Below are 19,419 nucleotides of genomic sequence, written 5' to 3'. Positions count from 1 at the left end.
AGGAAGGATTATGCGGGTCAATATGCCGGTGACCAACGTGGAGCATGAGATGCGGGATGGAGAATTTCTCGTTTCCAGGACTACGGCCAAAGGGGTCATTACCTATATCAACGAGCCATTTGTCAGAATGAGTGGTTTCACTGAGCAGGAACTGATTGGACAGGCGCATAACATCATCCGCCATCCGGATATGCCACAGGAGGCGTTTGCTGATTTCTGGCAGACGATCAGACAGGGCAAGCCGTGGAGCGGGATGGTCAAAAACCGTTCCAAAGATGGCAGCTGTTACTGGGTATATGCCAATGTAACGCCCGTCAGGGAACAGGGCAAGGTGACCGGACATATGTCCGTGCGCAGTAAGCCGTCGCGTGAGCAGATTCAGGCGGCCGAGATGCTCTATCGCCAGATGCGTGAGGGTACGGCAAAGGTGCGCATTGTCGCCGGAGAGGTGGTGGCGGATAGCTGGCTGGGATCATTGCGCGGGAAATTCCGCCATCTCGGCCTGAAAACACGGATCGCCGGATTGGGCACGGTACCGTTGCTGGTTATGGCGGGTTCCGCCTGGCTGATGATGCAGGGCCAGCCGGATCTGGCATTTGCCGGGATGGGGTTGAGTACCTGTCTGGCAGCTGTGCTGGGCGGGCTGTTGTATCACGCCATTCATCGGCCGGTGAATGCCATGATTCATCATCTGGACAAAATGGCGCAGGGGGATTACACCAGCCAGATTACCATCCATCGTCATGATGAGATCGGGCGGCTGACCGAGGCACTCAAGTCCATGCAGATTCGGGCGGGGATCGATTTTACCGAAACCAAACGCATGAACATGGAAAACCTGCGGGTACGTAACGCGCTGGATATTGCCACTTCCGCCGTCATGATTGCGGACAATACCGGAACAATTATTTTCATGAACCGGATGGTGCGGGAAATTCTGGTGAATGAAGCGGCTGAACAGAAAATACGTCAATCATTACAGAATCACCTGCGAGATCTGACCGGACAGCAGCAGATTGATAATGTCAGGGTTGGAGAGCGGACCTATTCGCTGACTCTGATACCGGTGACCAGTGAATCGGGAGAACAGGCGGGATCAGTAATCGAATGGCGTGACCGCACGCAGGAGCTGACGGTTGAAAAGGAAGTCATGGAGATTGTCCAGGCAGGCGTGACAGGGGATTTCAGCAAACGCCTGACGCTGGCCGGCAAGGAAGGATTTTTGCGGCAACTGGCGGAAGAAATCAACCGGCTGATGGAAAGCATTTCCCAGGGGCTGGAGGATGTCATCCGCATTATGGATGCGCTGGCGGAGGGAGACCTGACTCAGAAAATCATGCATGAATATCAGGGTATGTTCGCCACCATGAAGGATGATGCCAATATCACCGTGGGGCAGCTGGCCAATATTGTCCGGCAGATCAAGGATGCCACCGGGCTGATTACCACCGCTTCGAAAGAGATTGCCGATGGCAATACCGATCTTTCCCACCGGACTGAGCAACAGGCGGCCAATCTGGAGAAAACTGCCGCCAGCATGGAGGAACTGACCTCGACGGTGAAGCAGAATGCGGACAATGCCCGTCAGGCCAATCAGCTGGCCGCTTCGGCTTCTGATGTGGCGGTGAAAGGTGGCGAGGTCGTCAGTCAGGTGGTACAGACCATGAGTGCGATCAATGATAGTTCGAAGAAGATTGTCGACATTATCAGCGTAATTGACGGCATTGCCTTCCAGACCAACATTCTGGCGCTGAATGCGGCGGTGGAAGCGGCACGTGCCGGTGAACAGGGGCGCGGATTTGCCGTGGTGGCAACGGAAGTGCGCACGCTGGCACAGCGTTCGGCAGCTGCCGCTAAAGAAATCAAGGAATTGATCAATAACTCGGTGCACAAGGTGGAAGATGGCACCCAGCTGGTCGATCAGGCCGGCAGGACGATGGAGGAAGTGGTGCTGTCAGTCAAGCGCGTGACCGACATCATGGGCGAGATTTCCGCTGCTTCACAGGAACAGAGTCTGGGGATCGAGCAGGTCAATCAGGCGATTACGCAGATGGACGAGATCACGCAACAGAATGCGGCGCTGGTGGAAGAAGCGGCAGCCGCTTCTGAATCCATGCGCGAACAGGCAGACCAGCTGTCCCGTGCGGTGGCGGCATTCAAACTGGAGCACGGGGTGGCTGTGGCTTATACGGACAGCCAGCCATTCGTCGAGCGGCGCGGTCCCAACCGGGCAACCAACGTTGAACGCCTGCCACAAGCCCAAAGCCGGAAAAAAGCAGTTGCCAGGAGCGCTGTTGCATCGGCTTCTGCCGGCACCAGAGAAGAATGGGAAGAGTTCTGACGCTGAATATGATGAATACACGTGCTCCTGGTGAACAAAGTACCCGTGAATATGCGTTTTCTTCACAGGATTTTGATTGTGTGAAGAAAATGATTTACGCGCGGGCCGGTATCGCACTGGCCGAGAATCGCCAGGAGATGGTGTATACCCGCCTGTCACGGCGTTTGCGTGCCACCGGCGCGCGAGGATTTGGTGAATATCTGGCACGTCTGGAGAGGGATAACCGGGATACGGAATGGGAGTCTTTCGTCAATGCACTGACTACCAATCTGACTTCTTTTTTTCGGGAGGAACATCATTTCCCGATACTGGCTGAACATGTCAGAAAGCGGCAGCCCGGACAGACTGTAAAACTCTGGTGCAGTGCGGCTTCTACCGGGGAAGAACCCTATTCAATGGCGATGACGATGGTGGAGACATTTAATTCACTGAAACCACCGGTACGGATTCTCGCAACTGATATTGATACCGAAGTGCTGGCAGTGGCGCGCGAGGGGGTTTATTCCCTCGACAAGCTGGAATCCATGTCGCCCGAAAGAATCCGGCGATTCTTCCTTAAAGGAAAGAACGGTACCGCCGGCTATGTCCGGGTGCGACAGGAGCTGCGCGATCTGGTCGCATTCAGGCCGCTCAATCTGCTGGATCCCAGATATCCGATGCGCGGGCCTTTCGATGCAATTTTCTGCCGTAATGTCATGATTTATTTTGATAAGCCGACGCAATACCGGATCCTGCAAAAATTCGTACCACTGCTGAATCGCGACGGATTGCTGTTTATGGGCCATTCGGAAGTGTTTCAGCATGCCTCTGATCTGATCAGACTCATCGACCGGACGGTTTACAGGCCGGTGGTGAAATAGGAACGGCGGAGCCAGGGACATGCGTACATACCAGCGCCAAATTCGACAAACTACCGGGTAATTCCATCCTGCCATGATTGATCCTCAATTTGCTTCAAGTTTTTATTTTGATCAGCGTTTGAATATTGATGCGGTCAAGCTGCTGCCGGGAGAATATTTTGTAACCACCCGGGATATGGTGCTGAGCACGGTACTGGGTTCCTGTGTTTCAGCCTGTATTTACGACAGTCAGAGCGGGGTGGGCGGAATGAACCATTTTATGCTGCCCAAAGGGGAGAATGACCAGGGGCTTCAGGTGGAATGTGCGCGTTTTGGCAGCTATGCGATGGATATCCTGATTCGTGAGCTGCTTGGAAACGGTGCACGCAAGGAAAATCTGGTTGCCAAGGTGTTTGGAGGCGGTAACGTGCAGCGTGCCATGGTGTCCTCAATGATCGGTTCGCAGAATACCCGGTTTGTCAAAAAATATCTGGCAGAGCGGGGGATTCCGATTCTGGCGGCAGACCTGGAAGGCAGCCATCCGCGCAAGATCCATTTCTTTCCCAGAAGCGGCCGGGTATTGCAGAAGAAATTATATGTATCGCGTAACGATACCATCGTCGAGCGTGAGCAGAATTACAGCCGGTTACTGTTGTCCGAGGCGCAGCCAGGAACGCAGCCGGGTACTTGTGAAAATTGAGAGGAAACTCATGAAGAAGATCAGTGTACTCGTCATCGATGATTCAGCCCTGATTCGAAAATTATTGACCGAGATCATTAATACCCGGCCGGATATGGAGGTGATTGGTGCAGCACCTGATCCACTGGTGGCGCGTGAAATGATTCGCACACTGAATCCGGATGTACTGACACTGGATGTGGAAATGCCAAAAATGGACGGGCTGGAGTTTCTGGAGAAACTGATGCGATTGCGGCCGATGCCGGTGGTAATGGTATCGACGCTGACCGAGCGGGGATCGGAAGCAACCTTCCGGGCGCTGGAACTGGGGGCAATCGATTTCGTTGCGAAACCCAAGATGGATATCCGCCATGGTCTGGAAGCCTATGCAGATGAAATTGCCGGCAAGATCCGTACCGCCAGCATGGCGCATGTCCGTCGCCTGGCACCGGTTACCGCCGGTAATGATGCTGCGAATGGCAATATTGTGCAGATGCCGCAGCATCACGGTATTTCCACTGAGAAACTGATCATTATCGGCGCATCCACCGGGGGTACTGAAGCCATCAAGGATGTGCTGGTTCATCTGCCGCCGGATTGTCCGGGAATTCTGATTGCCCAGCATATGCCCCCGGGATTTACCCGCTCCTTTGCCGAGCGGCTCGACCGGCTCTGCAAAATCCGGGTTACGGAAGCGGAGGGGGGTGAGCGGGTGCTGCCGGGGCATGCGTATATCGCACCGGGTCATTCCCATCTCCTGCTGAAAAAGAACGGTGCCAATTACGTGACTGAACTGAGCCAGGCAGATCCGGTCAATCGCCATCGCCCCTCAGTGGATGTGCTGTTCCAGTCCGCTGCACAGTGCGCGGGGAAAAATGCGGTTGGTGTGATTCTGACGGGGATGGGCAGGGATGGGGCGGCGGGAATGCTCGATATGCATCATGCGGGTGCCTATAACCTGGCGCAGGATGAAACCAGTTGCGTGGTGTTCGGCATGCCCAGAGAAGCGATTGCCATTGGTGCTGTCGATGAAATTGTTCCGCTGCAGGATATGGCCAAACGGATTCTGGCCAGGCTGGCCGGTTCAGTCAGACAGGCTGTGCGTATCTGAAAACATACCCTGATCGGGGCTTGTTTTCAGCAGTTTCATTTTCAGCCGTGTCAGTAATCTTCGGTATCAGCGTCAGTCATATCAGCCGTGGGCGTGTACCAGTATTTTGGCGTCATCCGGCGTGATACGCAGCAGTTCACCGATTGCAGCATAATCATCCGGCAGGGCGGCATCATTCCAGCCGTGGGTGCTGTGTCTGGCCAGATTGACTGCCAGCACGACATTGCGTACCCGTGGATGGGCAGTATGCGCTTCATCCATCAGCATGATCAGCAGCCCGGGAAGTGCCCAGGCTTCTACCAGCACGTCCTGTAAATCATATACGGTGAAGCCCAGTACGGTTTTCTGGGCTGCGGCACTGCGCAGCGATTTATCCTGTTGCTGCATGGTGTCGATTTCGAGCATTTTGTCCGGGACGAAGCAGCGCAGCAGCATTTCGGTGATGTCATACAGCAGTGCGGCGGTGCGAATTTCCTCAAAATGGGTGTCGTGCAGGCGCACGGCCCATTCGAACGCATAGTTGGAGGCGATATGCGCACGGTGTATCCGCTGCAGCAGGTGAACCAGTGCTGCGGTATGGTGTTGCAGTAAATTTTCCACAAGCGGTTCCGCAGGTACCTGATCCAGCGTGTTTTCCACACCCAGCATGATCAGTACCTGTTCAACCTGCATGATTTCCTGTTGTTGCCGCTTGTTCTTATGTTTTTGCAGATGGCGCAGCAGCTTGACTGTCATGAGTGGATCGCGCCTGATGATTTGGGCAACACTGCGGGCACCGGGGCTGGATTCCAGTTTTCTTAATGTGGCCAGATCATTTGCGGTTTTGCGCAGTACGGGAATTTCCACTTCCCCGAGAAACCGGGCCCATTCGCCTAGTGTGCGAAAATTTTCCGGCTGTATCGTCATGTCGTATTTTTCTCCGTTGATAGCTGATTCAGTAATGTCCCGGAACGGGTGTTCCGGATGGGACTACTGTTATTTCTTCGGCAATCTGACGGGATAGTTTAGGTCTTGCGCGCCTTGTGTTCCCTGCGCAATACCGCCATCACTTCAACATGCGGCGTATGCGGAAACAGATCAACCAGCTGGATATTGCTGAACTGCCATCCCTGCCTGCAGAATGCCCTGGTATCGTGTGCGAAAGTGGCAGGATCGCAGGAGATGTAACAGATGGTTTCAAGTGAAGTAAAGGCTTCGAAGAAACCCTGCAGGGTTTTCAGGCCGGAGCGGGGCGGATCGAGTATCAGCGTGTCCGCATCTTTTACCCTTTTTCTGAGGGTTTTCCAGATGAAGGGGTGGTAAAGATCGGCTGTTCTGGCGGTTACGCCGGGAAAATGTTTCTGCTGCAGAACGGCAATGGCCCGGGGATCCGCTTCATAAGCCAGGATTTCCGGGCAACCGGTGTGTGCGATGACCTCGGTAAAATTACCCGATCCGCAAAATAATTCGACGATCTGGCGCAAGTTACCGTGTTGTCCGAGTGTGTGTTTCAGCCATGCCTTCATCCACTGATTCTGTGCATCGTTCCCTTGCCGGAAAGGCTGCCTGCAGTTGAGTGACACGGGCTCTACCGGAGACTGATCATCCAGATCAATGAAATTCCAGTCATGTCCGGGTGCCGGTGTCCATTCGGGATTGGGCAGGTGCCTGCGCAGGGTGTGCAGCTGTTGCCGGCAGGTGTCATTAAGAACCAGGCAATCCTCGATCGGGACGATATGGTGCGATCCTTCAGCAACGAAACCCAGTTTTTCACCATCTGTTTTGACCTGAAAACGGTTGCGATAGCCCAGCAGACCGGGGGAAGGCTGTACCGGGCCAACCTTCAGTCTATCGGGGTCAAAACCGGTGCGGTGCATGGCATACAGAAACCGGTTCCTTTTCTGATCCAGCTGGCTGTTGTAGTCGGCGATCATCCACGGGCAGCCGGAGCAGTCGTTGCCGCTGAAACCCAGAAACCGGCATTCGGGTGTTTTACGCTGAGGGGAAGGCTGAGTGAGGCGGATTAGCCGGGCGTAGCCGTATTTTTTGTTGTTCAGCGGGCGATCGGTGATTGCAAATTCGCCAATGTCACCCGGCCAGGTGCCGGCAACAAAATAGGAAAGCCCGTTTTCCGGGTGGTGCACGACCCCCAGCCCTTTTTGCGACAGATGGGTGATTTTGCCCTGGAATGATGACATAGTTCATCAAAAAATAACCCTCTGCCTTTGTGTTTCAGGTGGCAGAGGGTGTGGCTGACAAATGGATCAGTCAGTCAATCAGGCCTGTTCAGCTGCCAACGGTTTCTGTTCCGATTCCAGTTCCGGTTCTTTGTGGCCGGATGGATCGGTGAACTGATCGTTCAGCATCTGGATGTAATCATTGGCTTCTTCCTTAACTTCAGCGAGGATGCGGCGGTTTGTCATATTCCAGCCAGCCGGTCCTGTCAGGAAGATGGGACGGTAACCGGCAGTACTTTTGCTGAAGGCGCGGCTGAATTGTCTGGCAGCGTTGTGATCGTGTCCGAATTCTTTTGGAATCTGTTTGAGGATATTACGTGCGGCCGTTTTACGGACAGCAAAATGAATATAACCGATAACGCCAAACAGCAGTACAACGGCCATGATCGGCAACACCCCGCCGTTAGAAATACCGACGATACATTCTTTGGCCAGATGCCAGCTTTCGGTAACCGTCAATCCCACACCGGCCAGTACGGTCAGTAAGCCGATCAGGATGCCATCCAGTGTGAATACCTGGCTTCTCCATTGATCGATGGTGGCTTCCAGCTTGCCAATGGTCTGATTTTCAATGTTGCTGGCGGTCTGTTCGAGCATGGCGGCAATGCGATAAGAGCGTTCGATTTCGATTTGCTGCATACGTGCGGTAATGTCTGTCAGGTCTTCCTCACGTTTTTGTTCGAAGCGTTCACGGATTTGCGGGTTTTCGATAGGGGTGGCCGCATTCTTGTCATAAATCCGGTAAAAACGGCCGGCCAGTAGTCCGCCTTGCGCCAGTGAACGCTGCCAGGCGGAGATGACTTCCTCCGGGTTGTCTTCTTTTGCCGTCACGTCGATCTGGTTGAGGATGTAAAGGAACTTGTTGGCATCCGGGCGGTTGATGGTTGAGGCAACCAGATATTCGAGCGTGTCTTTCATCGCACCGGGTTCCGGGTGGCGTGCATCAAAGAAAACCAGCACCAGATCGGACAGGTCAATGATGTGCTGGGTGATGCGCAGGGTGGAAGTACGCTGGCTATCCGCATCGAACCCCGGGGAATCAATCAGGATTTTGCCGCGGATTTTTTCCGAAGGACAGGTTTTGAGCTGGATATAGGCATCAATACGCTGTGGTCCGGCTTCGGCAATTTCATCAATATTCTGGCTGATCTGGTAGAACGGGAAGCGCGGATCAGCGTCCAGTGCCACACCGGGCAGGGTTTTGACTTCATCGTGGCGGCTGTAGCAGATCACGGTGAATTTGTCATCGACTGCCTGATTACCGGTGCGCTGCAGCGGCAGGTTCAGATAGGAGTTGATGAAAGTGGATTTGCCTGATGAGAATGTTCCCAGCACGGCGATCATCGGCCACCAGGTGACGTAGGTGGCGTATGACTCGTTCAGATCCAGCAGCCCGAGTGCCTGGGCGACCCCGTCCAGTTTTCTGAAACTGTGGACAGCCCGGGTCAGGACCGGGTTGTCCGGATGTTCTTCGGCAAGATGTTTTTCCAGATTGGCAAGATGTTTGAGGATATTGGTCGTGCTCATATTTGATGATCCTTGTTTGATGTATCGGCGTTGTTTATGGCTTATACGGCCTGATCATAACGGATTGCGGCAATGGAAATGCCGGTAAAATGCGGGTTGGTGACAGCGACCTCCTTTCCTGTTATGCAGTCCAATTTTATTGTGCCTGTCGCAGCTTGACAATGAAAGCTGTGAGATGGATGAGTTTTTTCGGGATTTTTTGTATTAACCAAGTTCGGCCAGCAGTCCTTTTATGATCAGTTCCGCCTGGCCCAGGTATTGCGGCCCGAACAGATTGAGATGATTGAGGATATGATAAAGGTTATAGAGCTGCCTGCGGGTGGCATAGCCGGCTTCTACCGGCCAGGTGTCGCGATAGGCGGCATAAAAATCCGGAGGAAATCCACCGAACAGTTCTGTCATTGCCAGATCGGTTTCCCGGTCGCCATAGTAAACAGCCGGATCAAAAATGACAGGCTGTCCGCCGGTATCGAAAGCATGATTGCCACCCCACAGGTCGCCATGCAACAGTGATGGCAGCGGCATGGTATCGGTGAAGAAGTGCTGGAACTCTGACAGAAGCTGCTCCCCAAGTGACTGGAGCGATCCGGTGTAGCCATTTTTTCGAGCGAGATTTAACTGGTAACCCAGCCGGTGTTCACGCCAGAACGATATCCAGCAGCCGGTGGCCGTATTTTTTTGCGGTGTTGAGCCGATGGTGTTATCACGTATCCAGCCGAATGTTTCTGCCGTATGGTGATGCATATTTGCCAGTCCGGCTCCCAGTGCAGCCGCATCTCCATGATTCTGCAAATCAATGAATTCCAGCACCAGCCAGGCGTGATCATGATCGTTGCCGCTGCACAGCGGCTGTGGTGCGCGCAGGCTGGCGGAGTTGAGTATGGCTTCCAGCCCGGCTGCTTCAGCTTCGAACATGGGCAGATACCTGGCTTTGTTCAGTTTGATGAAGAATTGCTGATTGTGGCTGCGAATACAGAAAGTCTGGCTGATGCAGCCTCCCCCCACCGGGGAGAGGCTTTGTGGCACAAATGCCTGCCGGATATGTTGCGAAATCTGTGCGGCAATGATCGGCCACGGCGGAGAAGTTATCTGCAGAGGTTCCCGTTTCATCCCGTGTTCCGTTGCCAGGTCTGGTTGAATCACTTAACCGGGCAGCTGTGAACGGGCCTGGCAGATGGCTTCCCGCACCTGTTCCGGCGCCGTGCCGCCAGGATGATTACGGCTCCGGACGGAGCCTTCCAGTGTGAGTACTTCGAACACATCTTCGCTGATGACGGCAGAGAATTGCTGCAGATCTGCCAGCGGAAGCTCACTTAAATCACATGCTTTATTTTCGGCAAAGCGGACAGCCTGGGCAACTGCTTCATGCGCATCACGGAAAGGAGTTCCCTTTTTAACCAGATAATCGGCCAGATCGGTGGCGGTTGAATAGCCGCGCAATGCCGCCTGACGCATGGCTTCCGGGTTGACATGCAGACCGGCCAGCATGTCGGCATAAATGGTCAGTGTGTCTTTTAGCGTGTCAACCGTGTCGAACAGGGGTTCCTTGTCTTCCTGGTTATCTTTGTTGTAGGCCAGCGGTTGCGATTTCATCAGGGTCAGCAATGCGACCAGATGGCCGTTGATGCGCCCGGTTTTCCCGCGTACCAGTTCGGGAACATCAGGGTTTTTCTTTTGCGGCATGATAGATGAGCCGGTACAGAAACGGTCTGCCAGCCGAATAAAACCGAATGCCGGATTCATCCACAGGATAAGTTCTTCTGACAGGCGGGAAAGGTGCATCATGATGAGTGCGGCACCGGCACAGAATTCAATTGCAAAATCACGATCCGATACGGCATCGAGTGAATTGTGGCAGATATCGTCAAACCCCAGTTCACGCGCAACCATGGCGCGATCGACAGGATAGCCGGTGCCGGCCAGTGCAGCAGCCCCCAGCGGCAGCTGATTGACACGCTTCCGGCAATCCTGCAGGCGCTGCCCGTCACGCTGCAGCATTTCGTAATAGGCGAGTAAATGATGTCCGAATGAAACGGGCTGAGCGACCTGTAAATGAGTGAATCCGGGCATGATGGTGGCGGCGTGCTGTTCTGCCAGATCCAGCAGCACATGCTGCAGGCCGTGGATGAGGCCGATAATATCGTCGATCGCGGCGCGCAGGTAGAGCCGGATATCAGTGGCAACCTGATCGTTACGTGAGCGGGCGGTATGCAGTTTTTTACCGGCATCACCCACCAGTGCGGTCAGGCGGCGTTCGATGTTCAGGTGGACGTCTTCCTGTTCGAGCTGCCACTCAAACTTACCATTGCGAATGTCTTCGCGGATTTGCGCCAGCCCTTTTTCAATGGCTGCCAGATCGTCTGTCTGGATGATGCCGGTGGCGGCCAGCATACGTGCATGGGCGATCGAGCCCCGGATGTCGTGTTCGGCCAGGCGGTAATCAAATTCGACTGATGCCGTGTAGCGCTGCACAAGTTGCGCAACCGGCTCGCTGAAGCGCCCTGACCAGGTTTTATTATTTTCTTCCACGGAAATGTCTGTTGTTTGTTGAAACCTGCATTTTACCCGCAACCTGACAAGAATCGACTGGCAGATTTTGCAACACGTATGCATAATATGGGCCGGTTATTGACAGCGCCGCTTTCCCTGGAAAGGGGAATGATGGATAATTATCGCCTTTCATTTGAGTCATTTATTAACGAAGGAGCAATTCATGTCGGATCAATACACGCAAAACGGGGACAATCAGTCCAAAGATAAGATTGAATGGACCAGGCCCGCGTCATTATTCAATATTCTGGGCAATAAGTTTGCGCCGATTGCTGATCTCCAGCATAAACAGCTGCCTTCCTGGACATTACTGGTTTTTCTGGGAGTGTTGCTGCTGGTGTTCATCTGGAAGCAGATTGCTGTCAATCAGGCTGAATCACGGCTGGAAAAAGGTCAGGCAGAGTTGGCTCTGAAGCTCGAACAGGAAAGTGAATCGCTGGTTAAAAAAGCGCGTGAATATGCGGACAGCCAATATAACAGGGAAGAAGAGCGTTATGGTCAGGTGCTGGCATGGGCCGTGCGCGGTGAGCTGATCCGTAACAATCTTGACCAGATTGATCAGTATCTGTCCGAACTGGTCAAGATGAAAGATACCGAGCGTGTCATACTGGTCAGTGACGAGGGCAAATTACTGGTATCCACCGATAAAAGATTAATCACTGAAGAAGCATCCAACCTTTACCCTAAAGAGATTCTTGATCTGCAAACGATTACTGTTAAGTCGGATGTGGCTGGTAAAAAACTGCTGGTTGTACCTGTTATGGGTTTGAACAAACGTCTGGCCACCATCATAATCAGCTACAACCCGCCATCCCTGCTGAAAAACTGATCAGACAGCAGATATTCAGTTAAAAACCCCCTGCAGCACGGGGGTTTTTAACTGGTGCGCCAGATTTTTGCACCCGCCTTTGCCAGTTTCTGCTCAATCTGCTCATAGCCCCGATCGAGGTGATAGATCCGATCGACGACCGTTTCACCCTGCGCAACCAGGCCGGCAATAATCAGGCAGGCGGAAGCGCGCAGATCAGTTGCCATCACGCTGGCCCCATCGAGCAGCGGAATGCCGTGCACAATTGCGGTATTGCCTTCAACCTGGATATCCGCATTCAGACGTTTGAGTTCCTGTACATGCATGAAACGGTTCTCGAAAATTGTTTCCGTCATGACAGCAGTACCGTCAGCGATGCTGTTCAGTGCCATGAATTGTGCCTGCATGTCGGTGGGGAAAGCGGGGTAGGGTGCAGTACGCAGGCTGACTGCTTGCGGCCGCTGCGGCATGTGCAAATGAATCCAGTCTGCGCCTGTATCAATTTCCGCACCGGTTTCGGCGAGTTTGCCGAGGACAACATCAAGCGTATCTGCTCGTGCCCGGGTCAGGGTGATATCCCCGCCACAGGCTGCAGCAGCAGTCAGAAAGGTACCGGTTTCAATACGATCCGGCATGACAGTGTGGGAACAGCCGTGCAGACGATCCACGCCTTCAATGGTAATAACATCACTGCCCGCGCCTTCGATTTTGGCTCCCATGCTGATAAGGCAATTTGCCAGATCGATGACTTCAGGTTCACGGGCGGCATTTTCCAGAACAGTGGTACCGGAGGCGAGGGTGGCGGCCATCATCAGGTTTTCAGTACCGGTGACTGTGACGAGATCCATGACGATACGAGCCCCCGAAAGGCGGCCGGCCTGGGCGCGGATATAGCCCTGTTCAATACTGATTTCCGCTCCCATGGCCTGTAGCCCTTTGATGTGCTGATCGACCGGGCGCATACCGATTGCGCAGCCACCCGGCAGGGAGATGTGTGCCTGCCCGGTTCGTGCCAGCAGCGGGCCCAGCACCAGGATGGCAGCCCGCATGGTCTTAACCATGTCGTAAGAGGCAGTCGGGTTGGTGATGCCGGCTGCAGACAGTTCTGCTGTGCCGGCGTCATTTGTTAGAATGCGCACACCAATTTGTTCGAGCAGCGCCAGCATGGTAGTCACATCCTTAAGACGCGGGGTGTTGTGTATGGCAAAGGTATCGGCAGTCAGCAGTGATGCACACAGTAAGGGTAACGCTGCATTTTTGGCGCCGGAAATACTGATTTCACCCTGGAGCTTTGATCCGCCGTGAATGACGAGTTTTTGCATGAATTTATGTTTGATTGAAAGTTGAGGCTGCCGCCCGGTTAGACCAGCGGCAGGTATTTTATCCTATCGTACTATTCGGGGAGTCAGAATGAGCAAATCTATCATCCGCACCGATAAAGCCCCGCAGGCAATCGGTACCTATTCACAAGCGGTTCGCGTAACAGGTGGGGAAACCGTTTATCTTTCCGGCCAGATCGGACTGGATCCGGTCAGTATGGAAATGGTGCAGGGAATTGACGCACAGATTGAACAGGTCATTGCCAACCTCAAGGCGGTGATCGCTGCCGGCGGCGGCAGCCTGGGGGATGTCGTCAAGCTGAACGTTTATCTGACTGATCTGGGTAATTTTGCAAAAGTCAATGAGATCATGGGTAACCATTTCAGCCAGCCCTACCCTGCACGTGCCGCCATTGGTGTATCAGCGCTGCCGCGTGGTGCACTGGTGGAAATGGATGCAGTCGTGGTGCTGAGTAGCGCCGGATAAACCGTCTGCTTTCCATTTACATCAATTTTTCCATTGGCGGTTCGTACTTTGGGTCCACTGGATGAATCCTTACGCAAAAAGCTTGAAAAGCTGGGCCTGTTCAGTGATTTTGATCTGGTTTTACACCTGCCGCTGCGTTATGAGGATGAAACCCGGCTGACGCCCGTCAGCGAAGCTGTTCCCGGAAATACAGTGCAGATAGAAGGGGTGGTCGCTGAGCAGGAAGTGCTGGTCCGCCCGCGGCGACAGCTCGTTTGTCGGGTGGAGGATGTCAGTGGTTCGCTTTATCTGCGGTTTTTCAGTTTTTATGCCAGTCAGGCAGCTGCCTGGTCTCCGGGGGTGCGTGTACGCGCGCTGGGTGAGGTGCGTACCGGATTTCATGGAACAGTCGAGATGGTGCACCCGAAATGTCGGGTGGTACGTCACGATATGGGGCTGGCAAATACCCTGACACCAGTTTACCCGGTCACAGCCGGGTTGCCGCAACGCACGCTTGCCAAACTGATTCTACAGGCGTTTGAGCGGCTGCAGAAAAAACGGCTGCTGCAGGAAATCCTGCCTGCAGCAATCCTGTCTGCTTACCCGCTTCCAGCGTTTGCGGACAGTCTGTCCATCCTGCATTGTCCCCCTGCCGGGGTATCAATTGCTTCCCTGCAGCAACGTTCCCATCCGGCCTGGTATCGGATCAAATTTGATGAACTGCTGGCACAGCAGCTCTCCATGCGCAGTCACTATCGCCAGCGGCACAGCCAGAGGGCGCCTGTGTTGCTGCAACAGGCCGGTTTGCGGCAGACACTGTTGAAAGTGCTGCCGTTCGGTCTGACGGATGCACAACACAGGGTGGTGGCCGAAATCAGCAGGGATCTTGCCCGGCCTTATCCCATGCAGCGCCTGTTGCAGGGAGATGTGGGCAGTGGCAAAACAGTTGTGGCGGCGCTGGCTGCGTTGCAGTCAATTGGCAGTGGCTACCAGGTTGCTGTCATGGCACCAACCGAAATTCTGGCCGAACAGCATTTGCGCAAATTGTCCGAATGGCTGACTCCTTTGGGTATCGGTATCGGCTGGCTGTCCGGTAATCAGAAAAAAAACAGGCGTAACGAGGCGCTGGAAAAAGTGGCGAGCGGTGCTGCTATGCTTGTTATCGGGACGCATGCGTTATTTCAGGAAACAGTTCAGTTCAGGCGGCTCGGGCTGGTGATCATCGATGAGCAGCACCGTTTTGGAGTGGGCCAGCGGCTGGCGCTGCGCATGAAGGGAGGGAGTGAGAATGTCATCCCGCATCAGCTGATGATGAGTGCCACACCGATTCCGCGGACACTTTCCATGAGTTATTTTGCTGATCTGGATGTTTCCGTCATCAATCAGCTGCCACCCGGCCGATCGCCGGTTGTGACTAGGCTGATCGACAGCACCCGGCGTGAGGAGATCATTACGCGTATCCGCGAGGCCTGTCTGGCCGGGCGTCAGGCTTACTGGGTCTGCCCGCTGATCGAGGAATCCGAGGTGCTGCAGCTGAAAACGGCGGTGGAAACCTGTGAAACACTGAGCCGGATTTTCCCTGATCTCAGTATTGCTCTCATTCATGGTCGACTGAACAGTGAAGAAAAATCTGCAGTTATGGCGGAATTCAGCCGGGGACAGGTGCAATTGCTGGTTGCCACGACGGTGATCGAGGTGGGTGTGGATGTACCCAATGCTTCGCTGATGGTGATTGAACACGCTGAACGTATGGGGTTGTCGCAGCTGCACCAGCTGCGCGGGCGGATCGGTCGCGGATCGGCAACAGGTGTGTGTATCCTGATGTATCAGCAGCCATTGTCCGAAGTGGCGCGCAAACGCCTGCAGATTATTTTTGAACATAATGATGGATTTGAGATTGCGCGTCAGGATCTGCTGCTGCGCGGGCCGGGGGAATTTCTCGGCACTCGCCAGAGTGGTGTGCCCCTGCTGCGATTTGCCGATCTGGAAGAAGATACCGCTTTGCTTGAAATGGCGCGTAATGCGGCGGAAGAGATGTTGCGTAATTATCCGGATGAAGCACAGCGGCACATGCAGCGCTGGCTGGGAAGAAAAGAGGATTACCTGCGTGCGTAGTTATTTAATCCCTGATGGTTATATTCCGCCAGACCGCGATGGCGCACCAGCACATGTGCTTCGTTGCGAAAATGTAATGCGAGTTTTTCTGCAAAATAAACCGAGCGATGCTGTCCGCCGGTACAGCCAATGGCGACTGTAAGATAAGCCCGGTTATCCCGTATGTAGGCAGGCAGCCAGGCATTGAGGAAACTGCTGATGTCTTTCAGCATTTTTGCGGCATCCGACTGGGATTCCATGAAGCGGATGACTTCAGGATCGTGACCGGTCAGTTCCTTCAGCTGCGGATCATAGAAAGGGTTGGGCAGGCAGCGTATGTCAAACACCAGATCAGCGTCCAGTGGAATACCGTGTTTGTAGCCAAATGACTGGAACAGCAGGGTCAGCTGGGGCAGATTGCGGCTGTCGGCAATGAAATCCTTGATGAAAGCGCGCAGTGCGTTGGGCCGCAGTGAGCTGGTGTCGATATGATGTCCAAGCTCGATCAGCGTGGCCAGTGTTTCACGTTCACGCCGGATCGCTTCTGCCAGTGTGATATTTTTGTCACTCAGGGGATGCCTGCGGCGCGTTTCGGAAAAACGCTGCATCAATGTCTCAGTGCGCGCATCCAGAAAGATGAACTTCATCCGGATGCTTTTATCGATCATTTTAAGCTGCCATGGCAGGACAGTGATGTTCTCACCGCTACGCATATCGATGGCGACTGCGGCATGCGTGTGGTGCTGTGTTTGCAGATAGTTGATGAGAACGACGAGTAGCGATGCGGGAAGGTTATCGACACAGTAATAGCCCGAATCTTCCAGAACATTGAGCGCGATGGATTTTCCCGAACCGGACAACCCGCTGATGATGATGACTTGCATGTCCCGAGTATAGCAAAGTGTCTTATCCGGAAATACACTAATCCGGTACCGCCGGCCCCAGGGCAGCAGTAAAGTTTGGGGTATGTGCTGCTTGTTCGAAGCCCATACTCCCAGTCAGGTACGTTTTGTTACAAAAAGTGCAAATAAAATTCCTGCTGATAACCTGCATCTCTGTAAACAGCATCACCGATAACCGGCAAGCGCTTATCCGGAGTCTGGATCCGGTTTAGAGTAAAAGCTATCCAGACTCTGTTGTTTATGCTTTTTTACCGGATGTTTGCATGATCATGCAAATGCTGCACTGGCTTTCTCTCGGGGTTGCTTTCTCAGACACCACCAGCCAAGCCCCAAACCGGTCAGCAGTAACACCAGGGTTCCGGGTTCGGGTACGGCGCTGGCAGAGGAGCTGACTATCCCGACCAGATTCAATGTCAGCGTTTGATTCAGCCGGGTATTGCTGGCGCCGATAGGGGTATCCGACAGATTAAGCAGGTAAGACGCGCTGAATGATCCCAATGTACCGGTCAGCATGGAAGCGGTGAAGCTTGAGTTTCCGCCCTGCGCCAGACTGGAAAAAGCCGTCAGGCCGGTACTGAAAATGCTGGTATCCCCGGAATCGGAGAATGTATCCAGATCAAGACCTGTACGGTTATCGTCCGCCAGATTGAAGATATCGAAACTCAGAGTGGGTGCCGTACTGAATTGTGGAATCACACCAAAATCAAGCGTCAGACTGTCCTGTGCGGAAGAGCCGTCAAACGAAGCGGCAGCGTGCAGCATGTAACTGTAGATGGCTTCCAGGGTACCCTCCCATGCCATTGAGTAATTGACGGTCGAGCCGCTTGGCTGGCCCATGGTGGCTGTCAGTGTGGCGGTTGCTGAGAGTACGGGAGCGCTCAGCGCGGCGTTGACGACACCGGTGCCGACATAGTCGTTCAGATTACTCGAAGCGACATTACCAATCGTATTGGTGGCAGTTACTGCAGAAGTTTGCGGTCCCCAGCCGCATGAGATATTTCCGGTCATACCCATCCCCAATCCACAATTGGCACCCGCCTGGGTAAGGTTGGGTGCAAATACGGTATTGAACCCTGGTGTGCTGAGCAATGCTGAACTGGTACCACTGCCACTTGCGGTGCGCCCGGGGCCGTTATTTTTGAAACCGGTACCACTGATGGTTTGTGTCCGGCCGGAATTCAGCTGCAGTTCCACGCCGGTCAGCACGCCGAACGATGAATCGAACTGTCCCAGTGAAACTGTTGCTACAGACGCATTGCTATTCGTGTTTGTGGCGTTTGTGAGCGAGCTGTTCATGCCGCCACTTGACGTACCTGCAGCGGTGACAGCAGCGCTGCCGGAGAAGTTTTGCACACCGGAGCTGGTGGTCAGAGCGGCGTGGGAAAGGCTGCTTAGTCCTGTCAGTAAGGTGACTGCTGTGAACTGATAAACGTATTTCATGGTAAACCTCAAGTTGTGGATTAATCCTGTTATTTGCGGCCTGTCAGACATTCAGCGTGCCGGTTCTGCAAGACGTGGCAATCATCGGATTGACAGGCGCGCATGTTTGAATGATGTTTTCTGAAGCAGGCAGTCAGAACGTTCTGACAGACGGTGTTGCCACATGTCGGTATTTCAGAAGTTCCCCACTGCTTCAGGGCAGGCAACCCGGCTATCTGCAAATATTGGACAGAGCTGGCAATAAGCAGTCTGTAAACAGCTTTGAGATCCATGGGTTTTCCGGACTCGTTTCGCAACGAGGGTGGCTTTTTTGCTGGCGCAATTATGGCGAAAAAATCATGAGAGACAATGCGACATAATGCCGCAGTGCGCACGACCCGGTTATGGTGCAAAATCCAAATTTAATTTGCTTCAGTTTGCGGAATATGGCGGTGATGCGGAACAGATAGCGGAAATAAGTTTTCCAGCAGTTTCATGGTGTTTCTGACAGTCCGGTAATTTTTATTGATGATTTGTAACTATGAATAAGGCATTTATCAGGGAAAGCGACGACGATGAAGAAGTCGACGATGTGCCACAACCACTGCAGGGGGTAAAAAACTACATTACGCCAAAGGGGTATCAGCGGTTGAAGGATGAGTTTGACCAGTTATGGAAGGTGGATCGACCGGAAGTGGTCAAAATCGTTTCCTGGGCAGCATCAAATGGCGATCGCTCGGAAAATGGTGATTACATCTATGGCAAACGGCGCTTACGCGAAATTGACCGCCGTTTACGGTTTTTATCCAGGCGTCTGGATAGTGCCGAGGTTATCGATCCGGAGCAGCGTGGTGAATGTGACCAGGTATTTTTTGGCGCCACAGTAACAGTTTGTAGTTCGCGTGGCGAGGAGCAGACTTACAGCATCGTCGGTATGGATGAAGCCGAGCCGGGCCGGGGCCGGATCAGCTGGATTTCGCCGCTGGCCAGAGCTTTGCTGAAAGCGCGCGCGGGAGATGTGGTGTCATTGCAGACGCCGGGTGGTCTGGAGGAGCTGGAAGTGGTGGAAATCCGTTATGAAGCACTTTGACGCAAATATAAGCGTGTCTCTTGCTGCTGCTGTGAAACGGGCGGCGTTTTTAGATCAG

The 19,419-nt window shown here is 53.7% G+C and carries 16 protein-coding genes and 1 riboswitch; of the genes, 8 read left to right on the top strand and 8 right to left on the bottom strand.

The genetic code is table 11. The features are described from left to right. Window positions 1-10: 10 nt before the first annotated feature. From IT527_RS06360 to IT527_RS06345, 4 genes are all read left to right on the top strand, one after another. Complete coding sequence (locus IT527_RS06360; RefSeq protein WP_292967688.1) at window positions 11-2,341, top strand: methyl-accepting chemotaxis protein; 2,331 nt, start codon at window positions 11-13, stop codon at window positions 2,339-2,341. 11 nt (window positions 2,342-2,352) lie between these two features. After that, complete coding sequence (locus tag IT527_RS06355) at window positions 2,353-3,201, top strand: CheR family methyltransferase (protein WP_292967727.1); 849 nt, start codon at window positions 2,353-2,355, stop codon at window positions 3,199-3,201. A 73-nt stretch (window positions 3,202-3,274) separates the two neighbouring features. Then, window positions 3,275-3,880, top strand: coding sequence for a chemoreceptor glutamine deamidase CheD (gene cheD / locus IT527_RS06350; RefSeq protein WP_292967687.1), 606 nt, complete (start codon window positions 3,275-3,277; stop codon window positions 3,878-3,880). A gap of 10 nt (window positions 3,881-3,890) precedes the next feature. Further along, window positions 3,891-4,970 (top strand): chemotaxis response regulator protein-glutamate methylesterase, encoded by a 1,080-nt coding sequence (locus IT527_RS06345; RefSeq protein ID WP_292967686.1) that lies wholly within the window; start codon window positions 3,891-3,893, stop codon window positions 4,968-4,970. 81 nt (window positions 4,971-5,051) lie between these two features. Here the strand turns inward: IT527_RS06345 and IT527_RS06340 are convergent, their stop codons facing one another. The 5 genes from IT527_RS06340 to argH all read right to left on the bottom strand — a co-directional run bounded on the left by IT527_RS06340 (window position 5,052) and on the right by argH (window position 11,242). After that, window positions 5,052-5,876 (bottom strand): HDOD domain-containing protein, encoded by an 825-nt coding sequence (locus IT527_RS06340; RefSeq protein ID WP_292967685.1) that lies wholly within the window; start codon window positions 5,874-5,876, stop codon window positions 5,052-5,054. Between the two features lie 98 nt (window positions 5,877-5,974). Then, window positions 5,975-7,147: an RNA methyltransferase gene (locus IT527_RS06335; RefSeq protein WP_292967684.1), complete on the bottom strand. Its 1,173-nt coding sequence runs from the start codon at window positions 7,145-7,147 to the stop codon at window positions 5,975-5,977. A 78-nt stretch (window positions 7,148-7,225) separates the two neighbouring features. Beyond that, window positions 7,226-8,713 carry a dynamin family protein gene (locus tag IT527_RS06330; protein WP_292967683.1) on the bottom strand — a complete coding sequence of 496 codons (1,488 nt, stop codon included), beginning with the start codon at window positions 8,711-8,713 and terminating at the stop codon, window positions 7,226-7,228. Window positions 8,714-8,917: 204 nt separating this feature from the next. Then, on the bottom strand, window positions 8,918-9,823 hold the full coding sequence (locus IT527_RS06325; protein ID WP_292967682.1) for a fructosamine kinase family protein: 906 nt from the start codon (window positions 9,821-9,823) through the stop codon (window positions 8,918-8,920). Window positions 9,824-9,856: 33 nt separating this feature from the next. After that, complete coding sequence (argH, locus tag IT527_RS06320) at window positions 9,857-11,242, bottom strand: argininosuccinate lyase (protein ID WP_292967681.1); 1,386 nt, start codon at window positions 11,240-11,242, stop codon at window positions 9,857-9,859. A 184-nt stretch (window positions 11,243-11,426) separates the two neighbouring features. On the opposite strand from argH, the gene IT527_RS06315 reads away from it, so the two are divergent. Then, entirely contained in the window at window positions 11,427-12,092 is a 666-nt protein-coding gene (locus IT527_RS06315) for a hypothetical protein (RefSeq protein ID WP_292967680.1), read from the top strand. A 47-nt stretch (window positions 12,093-12,139) separates the two neighbouring features. On the opposite strand, the gene murA is transcribed toward IT527_RS06315, so the two are convergent. Continuing rightward, on the bottom strand, window positions 12,140-13,393 hold the full coding sequence (gene murA, locus IT527_RS06310) for a UDP-N-acetylglucosamine 1-carboxyvinyltransferase (RefSeq protein WP_292967679.1): 1,254 nt from the start codon (window positions 13,391-13,393) through the stop codon (window positions 12,140-12,142). An 88-nt stretch (window positions 13,394-13,481) separates the two neighbouring features. Between murA and IT527_RS06305 the strand changes: the two genes are divergently transcribed. Together IT527_RS06305 and recG are read left to right on the top strand one after the other, a co-directional pair. After that, window positions 13,482-13,877 carry a RidA family protein gene (locus IT527_RS06305; RefSeq protein ID WP_292967678.1) on the top strand — a complete coding sequence of 132 codons (396 nt, stop codon included), beginning with the start codon at window positions 13,482-13,484 and terminating at the stop codon, window positions 13,875-13,877. 33 nt (window positions 13,878-13,910) lie between these two features. Further along, window positions 13,911-15,971 (top strand): ATP-dependent DNA helicase RecG, encoded by a 2,061-nt coding sequence (gene recG, locus IT527_RS06300; RefSeq protein WP_292967677.1) that lies wholly within the window; start codon window positions 13,911-13,913, stop codon window positions 15,969-15,971. Here recG and rapZ read toward each other — a convergent pair. After that, the gene (gene rapZ, locus IT527_RS06295) at window positions 15,956-16,834 is read right to left on the bottom strand and encodes an RNase adapter RapZ (RefSeq protein WP_292967676.1); all 879 of its coding nucleotides are present in this window, start codon (window positions 16,832-16,834) and stop codon (window positions 15,956-15,958) included. The genes recG and rapZ overlap by 16 nt on opposite strands. Window positions 16,835-17,119: 285 nt before the next feature. Continuing rightward, window positions 17,120-18,292, bottom strand: coding sequence for a PEP-CTERM sorting domain-containing protein (locus tag IT527_RS06290; RefSeq protein ID WP_292967675.1), 1,173 nt, complete (start codon window positions 18,290-18,292; stop codon window positions 17,120-17,122). A 198-nt stretch (window positions 18,293-18,490) separates the two neighbouring features. After that, window positions 18,491-18,608: riboswitch (cyclic di-GMP riboswitch) on the bottom strand. Window positions 18,609-18,812: 204 nt separating this feature from the next. On the opposite strand from IT527_RS06290, the gene greB reads away from it, so the two are divergent. Further along, the gene (gene greB, locus IT527_RS06285) at window positions 18,813-19,361 is read left to right on the top strand and encodes a transcription elongation factor GreB (RefSeq protein WP_292967674.1); all 549 of its coding nucleotides are present in this window, start codon (window positions 18,813-18,815) and stop codon (window positions 19,359-19,361) included. Window positions 19,362-19,419: the final 58 nt, after the last annotated feature.

The organism is Nitrosomonas sp. (assembly GCF_020852615.1).
Taxonomy (GTDB): domain Bacteria; phylum Pseudomonadota; class Gammaproteobacteria; order Burkholderiales; family Nitrosomonadaceae; genus Nitrosomonas.
Note: the sequence above shows the minus strand (reverse complement) of the source record. Positions and strands in the feature narration are given on the sequence as shown.